The organism is Marinobacter alexandrii (assembly GCA_039984955.1).
Lineage (GTDB): Bacteria > Bacteroidota > Bacteroidia > Cytophagales > Cyclobacteriaceae > Ekhidna.
The window spans coordinates 1-2,908 of sequence record JBDWTN010000004.1; the positions used below are offsets into that span (position 1 = coordinate 1).

Sequence of the window (2,908 nt, forward strand, 5' to 3'; positions counted from 1 at the left end):
TTCAAATCCCATCTTTACCTGCTATATTTATCCTCTCTTGCAGGCAACTGCAAACCAACATAACTATAATGCGAATGGGACCGAGCCAAATGCTCATCGTGTTGCCTCTCGGCCCCACTCGCATTATACTCAATCACATTACCTGTAATTTCTCCCATGAGCATAGATGAACTCGGCAACAAGGAATTGGAACTCTTCAACACAATCCAGCAACTCGAAGGAACTATCGAGGAAAAAACTGATAAAGTAGTTTACTTCGGAATATCCAAGGATTATCTTGAAATCCATCGCGAATATTCAAGGCTTGCTAAAAGTGATCTTGAAGCACTTAAAAGAGGTCTCTTTATCATGTGGTATGCGTTAACTGAACCAACTTGGCTAACTGGAATCTGTGAACTTGATCCTGAAGCGGAAGAACGAATTGCAAAACTACTTGACAGACGAATTGCAAAAGGTGTGCTGGATTACGAACTAGACTGGATGTTAGAATACTATTCTGATTTTGGCTTTGCCTTTGAACGTTTCAACAACTTCGAACACTTCTATCGAAGAACTTCTTCCAAAACTGGCCTTGAATTTCCAGAAACCATCGACAAAAAGACTATGGCAACTAGGGGGCAGATGGGAGAATATTTCAACTCTGTCAATTTCGAACAGCTAAATAACTACCGGTAAATACGATGAGTTTAGAATCTGACCTTAAAAAAACACTTAACGAATACCGGAAGTCTTTGAAGAACTTTAAATCTCCTCTATCTGAACTTCAAGGAACATTAAGCCAATTTAACAATCCAAATAAAGACTTAACAGCACAACTTCAGGAAGCTTTTAAAAATTATCAATCGATTCAAACCAATCAACTATTTGAGTTTCAAAATCGATTTGCAGAATATCAACGATCAATTCAGGTAAGTCATCAACCATTTCTAGAGGCCTTGCGAGCTTATCAAGCGAGAAATGATCAATTATTGAATTCGGTTGGCGCCTTTCAAAAAGTCTTTGAACTCCCAAAATCATATAGAGAAACCTTAAGTCGTTTCGGCACATCTTTAAGTGCTTTTGGCGAACTTCAGCAAAAGCAGCAGGCTATTATTAAAACACTCAATAATCAAGAGGATTTTGCCGAAAAGCTCAACTCGTTAGCGAAACTAAATACGGAATCAAATATTTCATCGAATGAATTTGAAGTAGTTCAAACGCTACTTTTAGAAATTGAAAATGGCTTAAGATTTCATTTAGAAGGAGGTCAAACAAGTCCGACCACAACAACTCAAATTTCTATTGATCAACTCTTAAATTATATAAATTTTCTACTCACTATTGTCTTTTTCTTTTATTCAACTTCAACAGATAAATCTGAAGAAATACTGCAGAAAGTTTCTGAAACCGATACAAAAATAGAGGCCGGTCTTGAGCAGATAAATAAGCGTCTTGATTCAATAACACAACTACAAGATCAATTAAATCTTCGTCTTTGCATTCATAATACTAGAATATATAAACGGCCAAAATCAAAATCAACTGCACTGGCAATTGTGAAGGAAGGACAAGTTGTAAATATTGTTTCAGTCAATTCGAATTTCAAATCCAAAAAATGGATTTATGTAACATACATTGATTTTGAATTTGGAACTCCACAAGCCGGGTGGGTTATGAAAAAGTACTTTAAAAGGGAAAGTAACAATACAGGTAACAGGCGCTAAAAATCCATAGGCTTACTGAGGTGCTTGCCAAGGTTGGCTGGAAATGATACTTTCCCGATATTTACAAATGTCCAGCCTACGGATTTTAGCTGATCGTTAGCCTCAATTATATGAATCTCGATCCTGTAAATGCTCAAGCTGAATTTAACCGATTTCTTCTGCAGGAAATCAACTTGGACGAATATCGATTCAAATTTCTCAATGACTACATCCAAAGGTCGATAGCTGGCCAAGCCAGAATTTATGAGACATCAGTACTGAATATTTCAAATAATGGATGGGTGTTGCTTCTTCATGGCGATATGCTTTTTATCTATGGAGAAAATTGGAGTCCTAATCAAATCCAAGAAATAAATGAAGTCTTTGATCTTAATGTTTTTACCAACTTCACACTAGCAGGTGATGATGAGCTTATTGATCAAATCATTGACTACTACCAACCAAGAAATTCCGAAGTAAAGAAACGCAGGATTTTCTATTCAACAAACGAAATCAACCTCGTTGAAAATGGTAATACGAACGTAGTGCTTGCCACAATGGCAGATTTGAATGAATTGGCAATTATGCTTCAAGAATACTATCATGAAGAATATGATGGACAAAATGACAAGTCAATTGAAGAAATGGAAGAACGTGTTCTTAATTACATCCAGAACGAGAATATTTTCGTTCTCCGGAATGATGATGATGAAATTATTAGTTTTTGCACAATTGTAGATCCAGATATAGGAATTTTATTCACCAAAGAACAGCATCGAAGTAATGGATTTGGAAAAGTCATTCTTTCACACTGCGCAAACCAACTTCATATTGAAAATGGTACAGTCTATTTAATGACAGACCGGGATAGGTTAGACTCTAACATCGTTTGTGAACGTATTGGATTTACTCCATCCTTCTATTATAAAATGGTAGAAATTAATCGAAATTAAAGAATAGTCGAGCGGAAAAGAGGCTAACAAACGATATAGCACATGCCTCAAAGTAGTCACTTGAAAGTGCAGTGCAAATCCGCTAGCTTAGAAGATATAAACAAAGCCCAGAGGCACGTGCCATATCTGGGACGTTGGGTTGAATGGCCTGCGGCTCATCCATCTACGCACGCGTAAACGCGCACTCTCGATGAATTCATTCAACCCAATGTGATCGAGTGTAGCTCGTCCCTCTTCAAATCCCATCTTTACCTGCTATATTTATCCTCTCTT

At 37.0% G+C, this 2,908-nt stretch carries 3 protein-coding genes; all 3 read left to right on the forward strand.

Features of this window, described 5'->3' with window-relative positions:
* Positions 1–156: 156 nt before the first annotated feature.
* The 3 genes from ABJQ32_00870 (at position 157) to ABJQ32_00880 (ending at position 2,635) form a co-directional block, all read left to right on the forward strand.
* Entirely contained in the window at positions 157–675 is a 519-nt protein-coding gene (locus ABJQ32_00870; GenBank protein ID MEP5288166.1) for a hypothetical protein, read from the forward strand.
* A gap of 5 nt (positions 676–680) precedes the next feature.
* Positions 681–1,703: a hypothetical protein gene (locus tag ABJQ32_00875; GenBank protein MEP5288167.1), complete on the forward strand. Its 1,023-nt coding sequence runs from the start codon at positions 681–683 to the stop codon at positions 1,701–1,703.
* A 110-nt stretch (positions 1,704–1,813) separates the two neighbouring features.
* Positions 1,814–2,635, forward strand: coding sequence for a hypothetical protein (locus ABJQ32_00880; protein ID MEP5288168.1), 822 nt, complete (start codon positions 1,814–1,816; stop codon positions 2,633–2,635).
* Positions 2,636–2,908 lie beyond the last annotated feature (273 nt).